At 52.1% G+C, this 18,949-nt stretch carries 10 protein-coding genes and 1 pseudogene; all 11 read right to left on the minus strand.

The annotated features are described in order from the left end of the window. Positions 1 to 373 precede the first annotated feature (373 nt). The 11 genes and pseudogenes from ABD920_RS20075 to ABD920_RS20125 all read right to left on the minus strand — a co-directional run bounded on the left by ABD920_RS20075 (position 374) and on the right by ABD920_RS20125 (position 18,625). A complete protein-coding gene (locus ABD920_RS20075; protein ID WP_345161607.1) occupies positions 374 to 1,636 on the minus strand; it encodes an MFS transporter in 1,263 nt (420 codons plus the stop codon). A gap of 491 nt (positions 1,637 to 2,127) precedes the next feature. Further along, the gene (locus ABD920_RS20080) at positions 2,128 to 2,931 is read right to left on the minus strand and encodes an alpha/beta fold hydrolase (RefSeq protein WP_345161609.1); all 804 of its coding nucleotides are present in this window, start codon (positions 2,929 to 2,931) and stop codon (positions 2,128 to 2,130) included. Positions 2,932 to 2,940: 9 nt separating this feature from the next. Further along, a complete protein-coding gene (locus ABD920_RS20085) occupies positions 2,941 to 3,768 on the minus strand; it encodes a sugar phosphate isomerase/epimerase family protein (protein ID WP_345161611.1) in 828 nt (275 codons plus the stop codon). Positions 3,769 to 3,813: 45 nt separating this feature from the next. After that, positions 3,814 to 4,695: a sugar phosphate isomerase/epimerase family protein gene (locus tag ABD920_RS20090; protein ID WP_345161613.1), complete on the minus strand. Its 882-nt coding sequence runs from the start codon at positions 4,693 to 4,695 to the stop codon at positions 3,814 to 3,816. A gap of 122 nt (positions 4,696 to 4,817) precedes the next feature. Continuing rightward, on the minus strand, positions 4,818 to 5,654 hold the full coding sequence (locus tag ABD920_RS20095) for a ThuA domain-containing protein (RefSeq protein WP_345161615.1): 837 nt from the start codon (positions 5,652 to 5,654) through the stop codon (positions 4,818 to 4,820). 95 nt (positions 5,655 to 5,749) lie between these two features. Next, complete coding sequence (locus ABD920_RS20100) at positions 5,750 to 8,848, minus strand: PVC-type heme-binding CxxCH protein (protein WP_345161617.1); 3,099 nt, start codon at positions 8,846 to 8,848, stop codon at positions 5,750 to 5,752. Positions 8,849 to 9,273: 425 nt separating this feature from the next. After that, positions 9,274 to 10,782, minus strand: a complete 1,509-nt coding sequence (locus ABD920_RS20105) for a RagB/SusD family nutrient uptake outer membrane protein (RefSeq protein ID WP_345161619.1) — start codon at positions 10,780 to 10,782, stop codon at positions 9,274 to 9,276. Positions 10,783 to 10,807: 25 nt separating this feature from the next. Continuing rightward, positions 10,808 to 13,897, minus strand: coding sequence for a SusC/RagA family TonB-linked outer membrane protein (locus tag ABD920_RS20110; RefSeq protein WP_345161621.1), 3,090 nt, complete (start codon positions 13,895 to 13,897; stop codon positions 10,808 to 10,810). Positions 13,898 to 14,485: 588 nt separating this feature from the next. Beyond that, positions 14,486 to 14,713: pseudogene (locus ABD920_RS20115) on the minus strand (6-bladed beta-propeller); the annotation flags it as partial. A 74-nt stretch (positions 14,714 to 14,787) separates the two neighbouring features. Then, positions 14,788 to 16,254, minus strand: coding sequence for a DUF1501 domain-containing protein (locus ABD920_RS20120; RefSeq protein ID WP_345161623.1), 1,467 nt, complete (start codon positions 16,252 to 16,254; stop codon positions 14,788 to 14,790). 31 nt (positions 16,255 to 16,285) lie between these two features. Next, positions 16,286 to 18,625 carry a DUF1549 domain-containing protein gene (locus tag ABD920_RS20125; protein ID WP_345162369.1) on the minus strand — a complete coding sequence of 780 codons (2,340 nt, stop codon included), beginning with the start codon at positions 18,623 to 18,625 and terminating at the stop codon, positions 16,286 to 16,288. Between the last annotated feature and the right edge of the window lie 324 nt (positions 18,626 to 18,949).

The following is an 18,949-nucleotide window of genomic DNA, read 5'->3' on the forward strand; positions in this document are numbered from 1 at the left end:
ATTTTAAAATTACCTGAGCTATAATGGGATAACCTTCGGTAAACGCGACACTCCCTCTTGCCGGATGAAGCCTTAATTCCGCTGCCCATGCAATGCTATATATACCCCGCAGCCACTTTTGGCTTTGGATCAACACTACCAGAAGGGCATGACCTCATAACTTATCGAAATCAGCGTGTAAACCGAAGACCTGGTTCAGCGATTGTGCTTAAAAGGGGTAAAAAAATAAGCCGCCCTGTTAGAGGCGGCTTATTTTTATTGAATTACTTTTTCAGTTCCGTATTCAGCCTTCATATAGTCCGATAGGACACACAAAGGGGATACGCGACGGTTCCTGAAAACGGACTATATAGAACACAGTTCGTTGCAGGTATTAATAATCGCCCGCTAACTCTGCCGTTCCGGTTTTCTCTGCTTCCATTGCCCGCGCTGCCTTCGAATTCTTCTGCCAGAAAAACAGGATGGTAAACAGCACAATCAAAATAGCAGGGAACGCTACCATTTTCTGTAGGGTATCCTGGCCGGCGGCCAGTTGCAAGGCGCTGTCTGTAAGCCCCTGTGCCGTATATTCTGTCATAGAGCTATCAATCCAGCCTCCGATGATAGGCTGAAAGATGGAGGAAGAAAACATGCCTACCGCACCGATAATGGACATGCCCAGGGCGCTGCTCAACGGTACCCGCTGTGCCACGGCCCCAACCATGACCGGCCAGAAATAGCCATATCCCAGGGCAAAAACAATGGCAGCCACATAGGCCATGGCTCCGGTTACGGTACTGAACATATAGATGCCTATGGCAGCAAAGATCGCACCTCCGAGCAAAACCCCCGTCTGCCCCAATGTTGCGACCACAGGGCCGGCAAAGAACCTTAACACAGCCACTAAACCAGCGGTCAGGGCCAGGATCAGCATCGGATCCGCTCCGCTGCTACCCAGGATAATCTCTACCCACTGGCCGGGGCCAAATTCCGTGATAGCCGTCAAGGCCATGCAGACAATCAGGAAGATATATAACGGGCTGATCATTGCCTTCAGGTTTGCTCCAAGCGAGGTAGCCCCTTCCACTTTTGGCTGTGGGAAGGTTTTTCCGAAAAACAGGAAAGCATAGGCAACGGCTGGCACCAGGATGAACCACATCTGTGCTTGCCACGAAAATCCTAAATCAGTCATGAATTTGGAGATAAGGGCGCCCAAAAGTATGCCGCCCGGGAACCACATATGGAACCTGTTCAGCATTTTGTTCATCTTCACGCCAGAGTACATGTCTGCAATCATGGGGTTACAGGCAGCCTCAGTGCACCCGTTCGCGATACCTATCAGAAGCGTGGAGATAAGTAAAGTGGTATATCCCCCCGCATATATGGTTAACAGTATTCCCAAAGCGTGGCATACGAAAGCCACGGTCATGATAATCTTAGGGCCAACCGTGTGGTAAACCAATCCCCCGATGACCATCGAAATGGGGAAACCCAGAAACCACATGGAGTTAATAAACCCGAGCTGCTCGGCGGACAGACCAAATTGTGCCCCGAGCTGGGGGAGGATTCCTGCTCTGATAGAAAAGGTAAAGCCTGTTGTGATGAGCGCAAGGCAACTCCCGTAAAACAAGGCGTTTCTGTTAACGTTTTCGTTCATTGAATTTGGGTTTAGAAGTTTTAAATGTAGAAGTATGGGTCCAATTCTGTTGAAAGATGCATATAAATTCTTAATGCATCGCTTTCCTGTTTTCTGGTTTCAAGCTGTTTTTTAGGTGGTCGCGTCAGTCAGGCAACGGAAACCTGCGGACAGGTTGCCTGTGCTGGCAAACCCATCGCCCCGGAAAACCCTTTGCTTCAAAGCGTTATCAGCGTAACTGCGTACACTGCTTTTTGCTTGTCACTAAGGCCTCACTCATTCGAGTTTAATTTAGGTAAACAGCATTTTAGAAGCAAATAATCCGGTTCCATTTATTAACCTGAATATATGCTTTTAAAATCAACAGAGCCAAACTTTGCAAAGCAAACAGGTAAAACCGGCCTTCGGATGCCGGCACAGATCGGGTGAACCCCTTCAGGTGGCGGCAGGTTTTGCATCCTGAAAAGGCTGTAGCAGCGGCGGCCTCTATAAATTGCCACAGCGCCCCGCCCTTAGTGCGCCAGGAGCCAGTCCCTGACACGGGGGTTGAAATCCGCCACGTTTTCCCAGTGAAAGGCATGCCCGGACCGCTCATACAGATGGAGTTCGGCGTTTGGCATCGCCCCTGCCACTTCTTCCGCCATCCAGACCGGTGTGAAAGCATCGTCCCTCCCGCCTATGACCAGGGCTGGCGCGGAAATCCCCTGAAGTTCCTCCAGCACATCATGTGTGATACAGGCGGCCGCCTGCCCCTCTAAGCCATGCAGCGGCTGCGGGTGCTCCTCCTCGGCTGCCTGTCGGCGCCCCTCCTCCAACTCTGCAAACATCTGCTGGTTGTCCCAGGAGGGTTTGGCGTAGATGAGCAACTGGATATATAAACTGAACTCTTCTGGCCTGAGCCGGGCCTTGCAGTGCATCATATGCTGAAATACTCCCCTTGCCGCGTTATCGCAGCGGGCCCAGGTGCACATCAGCACCAGTGACTTTACTTTCTCAGGATGACGGATTGCTAACTGCTGCGCAATGATGCTCCCCATCGAACAGCCGACCACCCTTGCCTGCTGTATATGCAGCGCATCCAGTAACCCCGCATAATCATCCGCCATCTGCGCGGTGGTATAGGGCGCAGCGGGCTTACCTGAGCGCCCCACCCCACGGTTATCCGCGAGTATGCACCTGAAGTCCTTTTCCCAGTACGCCGCATGCTGCTCCCACACTGACCCAGGGGCGGTGATGCCCATGATCAGCAACAGCGGGTCTCCCGAACCGCGCTCTTCGTAATAAAGCTTTATTCCATTGGTATCTATATATGGCATGTCCCTGGGCTATTTTACTTGTGGCAACAGTTCTTCCCTTATCCACTGGCCGTCATGCAGCGTAACGGCGTCCGGGTTCTCCAGCGCCTCTTTGCCCTCGTCTTCACAAACGATCCAGCCCTTGTAGTCCCTGTCTTTCAGCCACTGGGTGATCGCCGGCAGGTTAACCTTCCCTTTCCCCATCAGGGCAAACTCCGGCGCTCCGTCCCAGTCCTTGTAATGCACGTGGTTGATCATAGAGGCATATTCTTTCATCTTCTCCAGCGGATCCATGCCTCCGTTGATGATATGGCCCACATCGGGGGTCCAGCCGGTGGCCTCGCTGTCCAATGCTTCTAATATGATGCTATAGTCTTCCTCTGTGCGGGTGATGGACGTGTGGGGCGAGTTCGGATGAAAGCTGCACGGCACGCCCCGCTCCATCGCCCTTCTCGATACGCTGTTGACAATGTTCACCAGGTTCTGGCGGCGGGAGGTCAGATCATGCCTGCCACTTGGCTTTTGCACCGTGCAGAGGATAGCTCCCGGGAAACGCTGCAGCAGGCGGATGGCCTGGTCTGCTTCCTCACGTTCCTTTTCCGATTCTTCCGCCCCGTTCCAATCCATCGCCAGGGAGAGAGCCGCCAGTTCTATGCCCTCCTCTTTCAGCTTCGCCTCTAAACGGTCCGCGTCCTGCAAATCCCCCATCCAGGAATAGATCGGTTGGATACCGGTAAATCCGGCTTTGGCGATTACTTCAATCATATGCCCTAACTGGCCTTCATACGTTTGCCCGTTGTTGTTCATAAACCAGGTATATACCTCTGATCCAAAGCGAAATGGAAGTTGCTGCGTCATGTCAGGAATCTTGTTTAGACTATATAATTAGAATATATAACAATGTTAAAGCGCGTGGTTCACGGTTTTCTGCAGATCAAGCCCATGCTTTTGGCACATTTGCCTGATAAGTTTAAAACCACCTTCTGCTATATCCCAGGGATCGGAATATTCACGCCATACGCCGATTGAATTGGCAAAGTCCGGGTCGTTCCTTGAAAAAGCCTCGATCGTGAGCCAGCCAGAGTAGTTTATATGGGCTAATGCCGAAAAGACCTTGTCGAAATCCACATGCCCGTCGCCGGGTGTGCCGCGGTCGTTCTCGCTGATGTGGACGTGTGCCAGCAGGGGGGCGATGCTTTGGATGGCCGTCGTGAATTTCTTCTCTTCGATGTTGGCGTGATGGGTATCGAACATCGCCTTGACGTTCGGTTGCCCGACCGTTTTCACCAACCGGGTAAGCTGCTCCATGGTGTTGCACAGGTAACACTCAAAACGGTTAAGGGCCTCCAACGCAAGGGTGATATTGGCTTGCGCCGCATACTCCCCGGCGGCCCGCAGCACCCCGGCACTCCACTCGTATTCCCGGTCATCGGGGGCATGATGCGCGAAGACGGCATGCGCCGAATGGAAGGGTCCGCAAATTACCCTGGCCTGCATGTCGTGCGCGCGGTCTATTGTCCACTTCATGCGGTCCAGCGCTTTTGCTCTTACTGCGGCTGATTCACTGATGGGGTTCTCATCCTTCCCTACCACGAAAACACAGGTTGCCTCCATGCCAATACTCCGGACATGCTCGCCCACGCGTTTATAGGCGGCTTCATCCGGTGATCCTATAAAGCATTCGATGCCATCGTAACCGATAGCCTTCAATCTGTCGATGATAGGCAGCAGTTCATCCGACACTACTGCCGACCAAGCCAGCACGTTAAATCCAATCTTATTCATTGCTCTTTCTATAGAATGGCGTTAAAGTAAACTAAAGCACTGCCCCCAGTTGATGGCATAAAGAGCACGCCAGCCTTCTTATCACCCAAGAAAGCTGCCCCTATATGCGCGGGCAGTTTATTTCAATTCTCAGGGGTTCTGTAAGGCACGTTCATTTCTATTGCCCCGTTCCACTTCTTCGGAACAGGCTTGCCGGCAGCCCAATGGACTGCGTTGATCACCAGGCGCTGAAACGGCTCCTCGTTAAAATCCTCCGGGTGCCCCAGCGTGGTCATGAATACTTTTCCGCCATAAGAATTCTCGCCCGTCCAGGCTACCGGGTGATCGATCGCATCCGCCTTGTTCGGGTTCACGGAGTGCCCCATCAGCAGCAAATCCGAGCCCCTGGAAGGGTAGTCCGGTAGGGTGGTATATAGCCAGGATTTTGCATGGAACTTTTGATCGACCCCCGTCAGGATGGGATTATTGCTCGCCTCCGGGATTACGGACACGTCCGTGCTGGACTCATGGCCGTAGTGGGTATGGTTCGCTTTGCCACCCCAGCCGGGAGGAGAATTGAACGCCATTTCTCCAAACGCGTTCCATTTTTCCAGTTCGTGGCCTTTCGGATAATTGAAGGCATGGGTCGTGGTCCGGAAACCCACCACGGGCTTGCCGGTCTTCAGGTAATCCTCAATGTGCTTCACCTGGTCAGCAGGCAGCCGGCGCCAACGCAGGAAGAACACGGCCAGGTCCGCCTCTTTCAAAGCCTCCAGCCCCGGAATGTTCTCCTCAGAGTTATGATCCGGCGAGGATTTGAGGACAATCGTGCGGAACCCGTAGTTCTTCTCCAATTCAGCGGCGATGAGCGGCATGGTTGCCTCGCTGCTGTACTCATGGTCGCCGGTTACAAACACCACCAAGGGTTTTTCGGCACTTAACTTTGCTTCGGACTGGGCGCAGGAAGAAAGTGTGCACATCAGTAAAAGGCACGCTAAAACAAGGGATCTCATGCTTTTCAAATATTTCATAGACGGCTATATATGTTTATGGTGGATCACAACAATTGTAACAGCTAAGGAAGACGGGCCTCAGCCGGGTGTTGTTCGAGTAGCTCCTGAGGCGAGTAGAAACCGGTTTTGTCTTTTGTGGCCTCCCGTACTGCCTTCACTTTCTCCGGCGTGACAGCGGAAGCCTTGTTGCCAAAGGAGTTCCGCACGTAGGTCAGTACGGCCGCTACTTCCTCGTCTTTCAGCATCCCTCCGAAAGGAGTCATCGGCACTTGCCCGGGGTACTCCTTCCCAAGCACTTCGATTGGGCCGTGGAGCCCTTTTAACACAATTTTGATTAAGCGTTCATCGCTGCCCACTACCCATTTGGTCCCGGTCAGTGGCGGAAAGCCAGAGCTGGTCAGGCCTTTCCCGTCAGGTTGATGGCAGGTGCCGCAGAATCCTTCTCGGGCATATATGGCTTTGCCTTTAATATACAGGTCTTGTTCAGCCCCTTTCAGATCGGTTTTGGCAATGGCCTGCTCCTTTTTCTCCACTGCTCTGCCATTAAGATGTGCCAGCGCTGTTTCATGGGCGTGCACCATCCATTCATCCAGTGGCTTCTTACCGGCTTCATTCACGATAGCAAGCCCCTCTTCCTTGTCCAGCCAGGAGGCAGCGACAATCGCTTCCAGGCGCACACGCCCGTGCTCATCCCTGGCTGCCTGCATCAGCAGGTCTGCCTGGTCGGCCACCTGATGCCCTGTATAGCGCAGCACGCGCACGGCCGCAGCCCGTGTATGATAATCCTTTGCCTGCAGTAGCTGCCGAAGCAGGCCTTGGTCTACCTGGTTTAAGCCCCAACTCACCCATAAAGCCTCGAGCATGTTATGCTCATACCGGGGATCGCTCTTATCCAGGCTTGCCACCCAGGTCGTAAGCGCAGGCAGTACCTCAGACTTATCGCGGCCCCGCAGTTCCCGGCGGGTACGGTAGCGGGTCCTGAACTCCGGCAGCTTTAGATTATCGAGGAGTTGGGGGATCGTAGCCCCGGCCACTTTGGCTGGTTTCACCAGTGGGCGGGAAGGGTACGTGATGCGGTAGATGCGTCCGTGCACGTGGTCGCGGAGTGGGTCGCGTGCGTTGTGCTGCATGTGGCCGATCAGCACGTTGTGCCAGTCAACGAGGTAAAGCGAGCCATCAGGCGCGAATTCCATATCCACCGGGCGAAAGTTGCGGTCTTCTGACTGCACCAGGTCCTGGCGGTGCCGGCTCTTATAGCCCGTGCCGTCGTCTACCAGCGTGTGCTGCTTCGTACCCAAAAAGCCAATGGTGTTGTTGATCAGGAAGTCGCCCTGCACCTCGTCCGGGAAGTGCCGGCTGGAAACGAACTCCAGTCCGGAGGTAGGGCGTACCCGGTGCTTCTCTTCAATAAGCTGATTTGATTTGTGGGTGGCGACGCCATATCTCGGCTTCACCGTTCCGGGCATCATCCAGCGCACATCCGGGCTGGAGGTCTCCGCGAAAAAGTTCTGGCCCCATTCATCAAAGGCAATGCCCCACGGGTTCGGGATGGAGAGCTGGGCCGTTCTCTCCAGGTGATGGCGCTGCGGATTATACCGGTAGAAGCCGCCGTTGGTGGCCCGAACCGGCCCGTAAGGGGTTTCCACGTTGGTATGCAGGAAAACGCCCTCGCCCATATAGATGGCCCCGGATGGGTCGGCGGCATAGGCGCTGTGCGCGTGGTGCGTGTCGTGGTCATCAAACCCGCTCAGGAGGACTTGCTTTTTGTCGGCCTTGTCGTCGCCGTTTGTGTCGGTGTAGAGCATCAGGTTTGTGCCCTGCGATATATACACCCCCTCCGGCGCGAGCTCGAACCCTACCGGCAGGTGCAGGCCATCAGCAAAGGTCGTCTGTTTGTCAGCTTTCCCGTCAGCATTCGTGTCTTCCAATATGATGATCTTATCGTTCGGCTTTTGATCACCTGGTCTGTAATGCGGGTAGCTTGGCATGGTAGCCACCCAAAGGCGCCCTTTGTTATCGAAGGACAATTGTACGGGGTTGGCTAAATCGGTGAATTCTTTTTCCGAGGCGAAAAGCTCGATCTTATATCCCGGGGCCACTTTAATTTTAGCAAGCGCCTCCTGCCCGTACAGGTATTCCGTGCTGCCGTTTTCCTCCGGGTCGTAGTTGGTTTTTACCTCCGGCAGCGGGGAGGTGTTTTTATCGGCGGCAGCGATATCCATTTTCTCGCCTTTCACCGCCCGCCAGATCGCCTCGTCCCGGATGGCGGTCATTTCACGGATCTTGGCAATCTCAGCAGGATAGTTGTCAGGCCCGAAGGGATTGTAGCGGCGACCGTAGGCATGCACGCCGTTCGGGATTTTGATGTCATTGTGCCACATCCAGTTCTTCTCGCGTACTGCGGCAAGAACTAAGTTACGCTGTGCCTCGGCCTTCGCTTTAGTCTTCCCGAACACCTTGTCAGCGAGCAGGGTCGAGAATCTTTTATATCCATCCTCACTCAGCTGGAATCCATCGATTGTCAGGGGCTTTACATCCACATCAAACCACTCTTTTGTAGGGGAGTATGCATCTACAAAGTGGACGTTGTTCTTGGCGGCCACCTCTTCCATGGCCTTGGCATACAAGAGCAGGTTAGCATTCTCCTTCTTGCCATCCGGCAGGTCATATTCACCGGAAAGGTCCTCGAAGGCGATGGGCGATACGATCGCCAGCTGAGGAGGCGATTCACCGTTGTATTGCTGGCTTAAGGTGTGCTTGATAAAGGCATCAAGCTCTGCTTTGTAATTCTCAAGGCCTTCTTCTCCCTGAAAGGACTCGTTGTACCCGAAAAAAGCGATGATGATATCCGCCTTCAGTTGCGTGAGCCACTCGTCCGGTGTCGGGAAATGGCCTTCGCTACCTGAATTGGTAGCGAGCTCGGTCTGGAACTTTTCAGCGCCCGGAAAGGCCCACGGTGATACACGGCTGGCGTGCGGCCTGAACCCGGGAGTGTCTCCACCGTCACTCATGTTCCGGATATATAACAGGCTGTCCGGGTAGCGAAGGTGCATTTCAGTCTCGAAATGGCCGAAGTTCATCATCCTGGAACCCAGGTTATTCCCTATCAGGACGATGTGAGAACCTTTCTCAACCTTTAAAGCAGCTTCGTCCGTTTCCATGCTTGTCCCCGGCACGTTACAGCCTGTCAGGGACAAGATGCACAAAGAGAGATAAATTATATAACGCATATGATTGACTATTAAGAAGGCAAATGGATATACTCTATTTTAGATTTTCTGTGTGAGACAAAATTACCTGCCCGGCACCTCATCGGCCCTTGCAGCATGCGCTTAGCGCATTTAACCAGCTTTCTGGCTTACCTCATTCCCGAACGTCCGAGCGATAACAAACCATAATGTACATAATTAAGCCCTATTAATTTAATACATTTTAACTATTCTCGGCATCCGAAAGGAAGCAGTGACTCCAGCTTTCTTTAGAATCAGCCCCATACAAGGCTGCGCAGAATGAGCTGATGCGCTCGTTACCCATTGATAACGAGCGCGTTCCAGCACCAGCTACGCAGCTTTATCTTGCTACCAGTTTAATAGCCCGGGTTTTGAGTGAGTTTATCGTTGTTCCTGATTTCTGCAGTCGGAATCGGGAAGAGTAACTCCCGCTCCTGTAATGTCGGGCCGTATGAGAATTGATGACCCACGAAATCCTCAAAGTTTCCGGTAGTCACATTGTATGCTTTCCGAAGCCGTGCCATATCGAACCAGGTTTTGTTCTCATAGCTCAGCTCATGCCATTTTTCTCTCCAAACGGCCTCTCTGAACTGTTGCTGGCTTAGCCCTCCCAACTCCGGGAGCTCGGCCCTTCTCCTGATCTTATTGACAGCTTCATACGCTTCCGGGGTTGGCCCGGACACTTCATTCATAGCCTCCGCATAGATCAACAGAACCTCTGCATAACGCATCAGTGTCCAGTTAAGTCCGCTACTTGTCGTCTGGAGGTGGGCCAACGGATCAAAGTGCTTGTATATAAAGTGGCCTCCCAGGTTCACCGTTTTGGTGCGGTCGCTACTCAGGGAATATTCTGTGTAGTAAAATTCCTTTTCCTTTGTCCGCTTATCCCCAGGCTCATAAGATTCAACAAAGTCCGTGTTAGCATATATGGCTCCCGTCTCGTCAGAATACTCAGAGATACCCTTGTTATAGGGGATGATCGAGGTTTGCCAGTTAGAGGGCATAATGAATGGCTCGAACTGCACCATCAGGATATTCTCTTCAATGTTCTCCTTGGCCTCGCTGTGCAGGTCGTCATAGGAAGTAAACAGCTCATACTCGCCTGACTCGATCACCTCTGCCGCCTTATCTGCCGCCTTCTGGTAATAGTCAGCCCCTTTTTGCAAAGGGTACCCCGCCATGGTGAGATAAACGCTGGACAGCAAAGATTTCACCGCACCCAAAGAAACACGCCCTGTCTCATCTGTAAAAGGAAGCCCGGATGCCTCTGCCGTGGTCAGATCCTCTACGATCACGTTATATATCTCTTCCACGGAAGCTTCTGATGGGTAAAGCTCAGGAGAATTCAGATCTACAGGCTCGGTGAGCAAAGGAACCTCTCCAAAGATTCTTACCAGGTTATAGTAATAATACGCCCGCAGGAACCTTGCCTCACCCAGCAACTGCATTTTCCGGCTTTCATTCATCGTAATTTCCGGTATTTTAGCGATCGCTAGGTTCGCATTTGCTATCCCGCGGTAGCTGCTCGTCCAGTAGGCGCTGCCATAGTCATTGTCTGAGTTATTTACAAGGTTGCGGATGTTGATGCTGTTCTGGGCCTGGCCCAGATCAGTGTTCGCAAGCCCGGTGGCGAACTCAAGCATCATCCAGGGAGCCCCCCCGAAACCACCTCCGGTGGTCGACCTTAAATTCTCATATATAGAATTTACGACGCTTTCAGCGTGCTCTGGCTTCGTGAAATAATTCTCTAAGGTGAAGTTAGACCGATCCGGCTCCACAAGGAAATCATCACAACCCGATCCTGCAAGCACGAGTGCTCCTAAAACCAATGCGTGGCTGATGCCCTTTTTTATCGTTATTTTCATAATAGCTGTTTTTAGACGTGATTAATTAAAATCCAACATTCAGGCCTACCATAAACACCCTTGGCTTTGGATAGTCATAGAGTGCCACGCCCTGATCGAACGGAGAACCCGAGGTGGACACTTCCGGATCGTAGCCTTCATACGCTGTCAGCAGGAAGAAATTCTGCATGGAGGCATATAGCCTGAGTCGGTTCAGGTGCAGCTTTTCTGTGATTCCGGGAGAAAAGGTATATCCCAGCAGCAGGTTTCTTCCCCGGATGAAATCGGCATCCTTTACCCGGTGGCTATCATTGAAGGTGTCATATCCGGCTGGTATCGGCCTCCATTGCGCGATCGAGGTGTTCTGGTTTTCCGGAGTCCAGGCATTCAGGACGGTCGCAAAGCTGTTGGCGATTCCCTGGCGGTCCTCAGCAGAGTGCATGCTCCTGAACAACACGTCATTCCCGTACATGAACTGCATGTCGAATGTCAGGTCAAAGTTTTTATAGTTGAAGGTGTTGATCAGGGAGCCGAATCCATCCGGTATACCCTTCCCGATGATCACCCGGTCGCGGTCGTTGATCTGTCCGTCGTTGTTCACATCCTTGTATTTGATGTCGCCCGGGAGCCGCAGGTACTTTGCCGCTTCGTCTGCTTCATCGGTGCTCCAGGTCCCGAGATGCACGTATCCGAAAAAGGACCCTACAGGCTCTCCCTCCCGAATCACAGTCGATCCGGAGAATATGTCAGCCCCCCCTGTTAATGACTTGACTTTGTTTTTGTTGACAGAGATGTTGAAGTTGGTGCTCCATGTAAAATCACCGGAGGCAATGTTCACCGTGTTCAGCGCAAACTCAACACCCTGGTTCTCCATGCTGCCGACGTTTCTGGTAACAGTTGTGTAGCCGCTGCTGGAGGGCACAGGCGCACTCAGCAGCATGTCGGTCGTTAATTTGCGATATACGTCCACTTCCATCGAAACCCTGTTATTAAACAGCCCGATCTCAAGGCCTGCGTCTACCTGGTGCGTCTTTTCCCATCGCAGATCCGGGTTGGCCAACCTGCTGATACCTACCCCGATCGTTCTTGCCCCGTCAAAAATAACCGAGTAGTTCCCTAGCCCGGCCAGGGCCTGGTAGGCCGTGATTTCAGAGTTGCCGGTTACGCCATAGCTGGTGCGCACTTTCAGGTTAGAGATAACGGGGATGTTTTTGATGAAGTCTTCTTCCGACATCCTCCAGGCTAAGGCAGCAGAAGGGAAAAACGCGTACCTGTTCTCCGATCCGAATTTGGATGAGCCGTCGGCCCGGCCCGTGAGCGTCAGCAAATACTTCTCCTTTAAGTTGTAATTTATCCTGCCGAAGTAAGAGTTAAGACCGTAGGCGCTGGTTCCGGAAGCCGGCGCCACCGGGTTAGCCCCGGCACCCAGGTTATTGAACTGGAAATAATCGTCCTGGAACCTCTGCGCCCTCGCAAGGGCACTGAAACGATCGACATGCTGCCATGACAGACCTAACAAGCCTGTAAAAGAATGATCATCGGATATTTTCTTGTTATAGGTAAGGTAGTTTTCAAACTGCCAGGAGTTATGCCGCTGGTTCTCAACTGAGGCGTCCCCACCCTGGTTTCGGGATATATAGTTCAGCGTGCGGCCACCATAGTAGTCGATCCGCTGGTTGATGATGTTTGTGCCAAGGGTTGTCCTTAACTCTAAGCCCTCGGCGAACCTGATGCTGGAATACAGATTGCCGAGCATTGTCTGCGTCCTTAACAGGTAAAGTCGATCCGTTGCAACATTCACAGGGTTGCCGCCCCCTTCCATACCGGGATAATCTTCATTACCGGCCCAACTTCCGTCCTCGTATTTCACCGGGATGATCGGCAGTGCCTCCAGTACCTGCCGCATGGTCGTTATACCGCCGGCGCCCAACGGGTCAATCTGCTTCTCGTTCTGGTCGTTATAACTCAGCGTGCCGCCTACCTTCAACCAGCTTTTGATCTCACTGTCGAAGACAAAACGGCCAGAGTAACGCTTCAGCCATGATTCTCTGATCAAGCCATCTTCGTTCCGGTACCCTAGGTATGCACCATAGCTATCTTTTGCATTTCCGCCGGTAAAGGATAACTGATGGCTTTGGGTAATTGCATTTTGAGTTGCCTCCTCCTGCCAGTCTGTATCATATAAAGGATTGCCGTTTGCATCAAAAAGCAAGGGGTTCGTTCTTTTCGTTCGGGGGTCCACGTACTTTCCTGCTGCCCAGCCCTCTGGGTCGTATTTCTCCGCATTCTCATAAGCAACTTCTTCTACGTGCAGAAACTCCTCAGAATTTAACAGGTCGATTTTCCTTGCCAGCGTCCCTACGCTCACATAGGTGTCATAATTAACTTGTCCCCCATCCTGGCTGCCGCGCTTGGTCGTCACCAGGATCACACCGTTTGCACCCCTCGCTCCATATATGGCCGTGGCAGAGGCGTCTTTCAGAACTTCGATCGAAGCGATATCATTCGGGTTGAGATAATCTATCGGGGTACTTCCATTAGCTAAATCCGTCACATTCAGGATAACCCCATCAATTACATAAAGCGGGTTATTGGTAACGCTTACAGACGTATTGCCCCGTATCCTGATGTTCGCCCTTCCTCCAGGCCGGCCAGAGTTCACGGACACGTTAGCCCCGGGTACTCTTCCTGCCAAAGCCTGCGTCAGAGACGCGGCAGGCCGCTCCTGTAGTTCCTCGGATTTTACGGATGTAACTGCGCCAGTCAGGTCAGACTTCTTTTGAGTGCCATATCCTACTACAACCACTTCCTCTAAAGCTTTCGTGTCTGTAGCCAATGTTATATTGACAGAACTCCGGTTCTCGATGGGTACATCCTGTGTTTTAAAGCCTATATAAGACACCGTTAATGTCCCATTGCCATCCGGTACATTCAAAGAGTAATTACCGGTTGCGTCAGTGGCAGTACCATTCGTTGTACCTTTTAACAGTACAGTTACGCCGGGCAGGCCCGTCCCTTTCTCATCCGTAACTTTTCCCGCAACTGAAGTACCCTGGCCCCGTGCCCCCACAGCGGAGATTAGAATGAGATGCAGTATAAGAATATACCTCATCTTCTGAATTAAATAGTTCTTCATGTTTTTTTAGTTTGAGTTGAAAACTGAATGAAATGAAGCTGCGTGACTTGCTTTAGCAGTGATCGATTAATCACTACACCACTAATCTACTATATCCAAAGCAGTACACTCTCCTGCACTGTCCTGAATTTCAGAAACAAAGATGGAGCATTCAGACAAAAGGTGACGAGGGCCAAGACTCTGGGTCTAAGCACGCCTGTGCGGTTGTCAGAGTTAGAAGTCAATCTTTCTACAGATAGTCCTTGTGGCAGAAAGACAGTACGCTTCGAGAGCTATTATTCGTTAGGGAGCAGGAAATGAAGGATCCTTAACCTGCCCGAATAAGGATGATGCGCCGCTTATCCTAAAAACAGCTTTTGCGTCTGGATGCATGCTTTCTGAAGGGATTATTGGCCACTGCTTAGACAGGAAAAAGCAGCATAAGCCAGTGCCGAGGCACTGGCTTATGCTGCTTCATATAGGGAGGTGAAGCAAATAAGGCGCTTGAGATAAATCTCTGCTAACGATGCTACGTTACCACCCTATTATACTCTCCAAGAAGAGAAATATTCGGCCTCGCAATTTACATGAGACTCCTTTTTTTACTCCTCATACTCTTTCCAGCTTCAGGGGGTATGTTTTCTTGGAGGCCCACTGGGGAACGTAAATATTTTCATCAGAGTCCACACACACATCGTGCGGGTGCATGAAGCCCAGGAAAGAGCGGTCCTTCCGCTGCTCCTGCAAAGCTCCTTTGGTATATATAGGCTCCGTTCCGCCCGGCGTGGAGACCACCCGATCCTTCTCGTCCAGAACCGTGATGTAGCCGGTGTTCGGGATTGCTTCATATTGATTCTTTAAAATACATGAGGATGTGCTGAAAGTCGCTCAGCTAAACTATGCTGCCACTCTTAAGCGAACAGTTCCATGACTGGTTTCGCTATGCCATCCGGGGTGGTATAAAAAGGGCGCTCTTCCACCATCGCGTGCGCGTCTGCGGCAATGCCGAGCGCATGGTATATAGTCTGGTGCACCTGATCGATAACGATGGGTTTTTCTATGGTTTTGCATGGTCTTTCATCAGCCGTTTTGCCATATACATTCCCCTTTTTTATCCCGCCGCCAAACATCAGGATGGAGCAGCCGTCGGTGAAGTGGCGGTGCATGCCGTAGTACTTTATGTAATCGATTATATCCGGCTGGTCTACCTGTTCTTTTACCTTCTCCCCGGGGCGGCCCTCCACCATCATGTCCCTGCTGAACTCGCTCGCTAAAATAACCAAGGTCCTGTCCAGGTGCCCTGTCTTATCCAGATCTTTTATCAGTTGCGCCACCGGGGCGTCTATCTGCTTTTTCATTTCCTTTAACCGGGTATACCCGTTCTCGTGCGTATCCCAGCCTTTAAAGGGTTCATACTCCGTCGTTACGCTGATGAACCTGGCCCCTTTTTCTGTAAGCCTGCGGGCAAGGAGGCAGCCTAAGCCAAACTTCCCGGTGTTATAGATGTCATAACTCTCTTTAGGCTCCGTGCTTAAGTCAAAAGCCTTTGCCTCTGGCGAGTTGAGCAGCATATAGGATTGCTCCATCGACCTCATCAGCGACTCTTTCTGATAGCCACTGCCAAACTCGCCGAACGCACTGTTGCTGATAAGGTCGTTGTACAGCTGGTTTCGCCTCTCAAACCTTTTATAAGACATGCCCACCGGAGGCTTTACACTTTCCAGTCCGGTGGTAGGGTCGGGTATCATGAAAGGTCCGAACTCGTTGCCCAGGAAACCGGAGGTGTGGAAAGCTTTCAGTTCTTCCCCCTCCCCCAGTGTCAGCCGCTGGCCTATATCAATGAAGGCTGGAATAACCGGGTTGTTGGGCCCCAGCTCTTTGGCTATCCAGGCGCCTATATGGGGAGCGGCAACAGACTGCGGCGGCTCGTAACAGGTGTGCCAGTGGTACTGGTGCCGCGAATGCAGAATGAAACCAAGATCGGCCGCCACGTAAGACCGTATCAGCGTGCCTTTGTCCAGCACCTTGCCGATAGACTCCAGCCCCTCCGACAAGTAGACATCATCCAAAACAGTAGGCACTGACTTGAACGTGCTGAGCACGCGGTTTGCATCCAGCCCCTTTTCGAAGGGCGTGTATCTTTTTGGGTCAAATGTGTCGGTATGGGCCATGCCGCCAGCCATCCAGAGCAGGATGACCGTATCGGCCTTAGAATCGGCAATCCTTGCTTTGACCGTATCAGACGCAAGAAGCTTTTTATTTTTATCGGTACTGCAGGAAGATAAAAGCCCAGCCATTGGAGCGCCGGCCGCGAGGGCTCCCAAAGTAGCCGCACTGGCTGTCCTGAGGAATTCTCTTCTATTCCATTTTGCATGCATGGCGTTGATTACTTGGAGATTAAAAAATAGCTCAATAGATTAGCTGGAATTCCGGCAGGAGCACCACTGCCCATAGAAAATCCTGCACAGCGGCAGTGTCCGGAGACGCCCCGAGCGCCTGCCTGGCTACCGCAAACTCTTCAGGCCTCGGTTCGCGGCCCAGGGCCTTCTGATAAACTCTTCTGATAATGACGTCATTGTCCCTGACGTTTGTCACCAGGTTTTCGGCCCCTCTCCGGAGCACCTCATTCAGCTTTTCGCCGTTGGTGAGTTCCAGTGCCTGCAGCAGGTTTGCCTGCGTGTCCCTTCCGGTAGTCACGTTCTCCCGGTTAGGTCGCCCTAGGGCAGTCAGGAACACATCGTTCTCCACCAACGACGCTCTCACAAAAGGAACTTTTGCCTTGTAGCTGGCTATTTTCTCGTAGGGATTATACCGCAGCGCAGAGTCCGGGTACACCTGGTATATGGTGCTGCTCACAGCGTCGGCAAACTGCTCGGCGGTCATCCTTCGCCGCAGCATGCCCGTAAACTTGAAATCCTGTGCGTTGATGTCGTTAATATCATCTACTCCCACCGAGGGCAGCTGATAGGCTTTGGAAGTGGCGATCAGGTAAATCAGCTCTTTCATGTCATAGCCATTGGCCACGAAATCAGAAGCCATCCAATCCAGCAAATCTTGGCTCCACGGCACGTTGTCCATGGCATCTACCGGGGCAACTATTCCCCGCCCCATCAGCTGCGCCCATATCCTGTTCACGAGCGTGCGGTACAGGCGCCCATCTTCCGGCTTCACCAGGTTATCGGCCAGTTGCTTTAGCTTTTCCTTTACAGAAGCCGCCTCGTCTATATCACCGAGTTCCTCCCAAAGAATTCTTGTATCGGCCATTGCCCCCGTAGGAACGTCGCATCGGTTGATCTCAAGTGTAGAATCGGCGAATATGTTGGCAAAAGCGTAGGCATCCGCCAGTTTCCAGTCGCTTATAAAGCTGTCGTGGCAGGAGGCGCATTTTAAGTTTAGCCCCAGCAGAACCTGAGAAACATTCTGTGCGGCCTGCATCTCGATTGACTGGCTTGAGTTGACGACGCCGCGCCATTGGATGCCTTTGATGAAGCCCTGGGATTCCTCGGTGGGACTCAGGAGTTCTTTCACAAGCTGGTTGTAGGGTTTGTTTTCCTCCAATGATTTATACAGCCATTCGGATATATCAAAGCGGCCATTCGTTATATAGCCGGTACCGGTATAGTCGTTGCGGAGCGCATCGTTCCAGAAGGTGAGCCAGTGCATGGCATAGGCATTGTCGCGGTTAAGCAGTTGCCTTACCCATATAGCTCTTTTATCGGGCCTGGTATCCTGGGAGAAGGCGGTTAGTTCTTCGGGCGTAGGAAGGAGACCGGTTATGTCAAGAAAGATTCTTCTTAAGTAAGTTCTGTCGTCTACCACCGCGGGCCAGGCGATCTTATGCTCTTCGAAGTAGCTGTTTACCCACAAATCAACCGGGTTCCGGAGCTTGTTAGTGGCAGGAGGCAGGGCCGGCATCCGTGGTTTCATCTCCGCCACCCTGAAGATGGTCTTGGAAGAATCCGGCCAGGGCGCCCCTTCCTTAATCCAGAAGGTGATGAGTTCTATCTCCTCCTTGCTAAGTGCTTTGCCCTTTCCGGGCATGGATTCTTTGTGGCTGCGGGGCAGGTTAATCCGGCGCACTATCTCACTGTTATCGGGATCGCCGGGAACCAAGATGGCCCCAGACTCACCACCTTTAAACACCATCTCTTTGTTGTCAAGACGGAGCTCCCCTTTTATTTTATCTGAACTGTGGCATTTGTAGCAACTGTGCGCGAAGATGCTCCTTACCTGAACGTTAAGCGCAACTTGCTGCTCGTGGTCCAGCGCGCCGCCGTTTTTCAGGGAAGCCAGGTTGATGTTGCTGCTTATATTCGGCTCTCCCTCATAATCCTCACTCCACGGAATGACGCTGGCCAGGTAAACCTCCCCATGGGTGAGGGATGCGCCGTAATGGCCCGCCGCCGTCACCCCTATGGCGGAAAATATCAGGACGCTTCGATAAACTGTTATAAGATTCCACCTGGACTTTTTCTCTACCGCATAAAGGAACAACGTTGCTACAACACCCAGCACGGCTGTTGCCACCCCTGTCCAGCGGTGCATGTCCAGCGTATCGCCCCCGTAATCTTCCTGGCCTGCCAGCATCCACCCCAGCACAGCAGAAATAACGGCACCGATAGCGCCCAGCACCACCAGCAGGTTTATGCCCGGACGGAGTGTTGAATGATACTTTCTGAGCGTAACAACCTCTAACAAAGCTGCCAGGCAGAGCAACGTCACTGGCAAATGGACTGCCAGCGGATGCAGCCGGCCCAACAACTTCCACAGCCAGAAGACGTCGCCTTCCGCTGAGGTCTCTGAAATAAGCGGCTCTGCAAACCCAATTGATAACAAAAGGGGACAAAGGTTACAAGCCAGTATAACTATAAGTATTGTAAATAACTTTTGCTGTGTAGCCACTTTTCCCTTCATAGATATAATCATTGTATAGAAAAACTATTACAATCCAGCTAAGAGTATCGTCAATATAAAATATAGAGCCATTGTAACTGTCATGCACTGTCATGCAATCCACGCATATAATCAACCAGATACCCAGTAATATAATTAATTCTTTTAAAGATATGACTA

The organism is Pontibacter saemangeumensis (genome assembly GCF_039541895.1).
In the GTDB taxonomy this organism is placed as follows: domain Bacteria; phylum Bacteroidota; class Bacteroidia; order Cytophagales; family Hymenobacteraceae; genus Pontibacter; species Pontibacter saemangeumensis.